Source organism: Acidisphaera sp. S103 (assembly GCF_009765975.1).
Taxonomy (GTDB): Bacteria; Pseudomonadota; Alphaproteobacteria; order Acetobacterales; family Acetobacteraceae; genus Rhodopila.
In genome coordinates this window covers 42,085-42,553 of the sequence record NZ_LMUJ01000095.1, presented here as the reverse complement: position 1 = coordinate 42,553, position 469 = coordinate 42,085, and the positions used below count along the sequence as shown (strand labels likewise).

General features: G+C 67.2%; 1 protein-coding gene. It reads left to right on the top strand.

Annotated elements, in window-relative coordinates:
- Positions 1 to 469, top strand: a 469-nt coding sequence (locus GSQ89_RS38830) for a molybdopterin cofactor-binding domain-containing protein (protein ID WP_216856505.1), incomplete at both ends; no start/stop codon positions are given.

The window sequence follows — 469 nt, the reverse complement described above, 5'->3', positions numbered from 1 at the left end:
ACCGGCATGGCCGCCACCCGGGCGGCCGAGAAGGTCGTCGAGGACCTGAAGCGCCGCGCCGCGCAGACCTGGGACATCCCGGTCGAGGCGGTGGAGTGGAAGGACGGTGCCGCCTACCCGGCTGGCTCCAACGCGGGCGCATTCGAACCGCTGGATCTCGCTACGCTGGCGCTGAAGGCCGCCCGCACGGGTGGCCCGTTGGTTGCCGAGGTTTCACTGAACGCACAGGGCGCCGGTCCTGGCTTTGGCGCGCACATCTGCGACGTGACGGTGGATAAGGAAACCGGCCACGTAACGATCGACCGCTACACCGCGATCCAGGACGTGGGGAAGGCCATCCACCCCAGCTATGTGGAAGGTCAGATCCAGGGCGGTGCCGCGCAGGGCATCGGCTGGGCGTTGAATGAAGAGTACATCTACAACGCCAAGGGCCAGTTGGAGAACGCCGGCTTCCTCGACTACCGGGTGC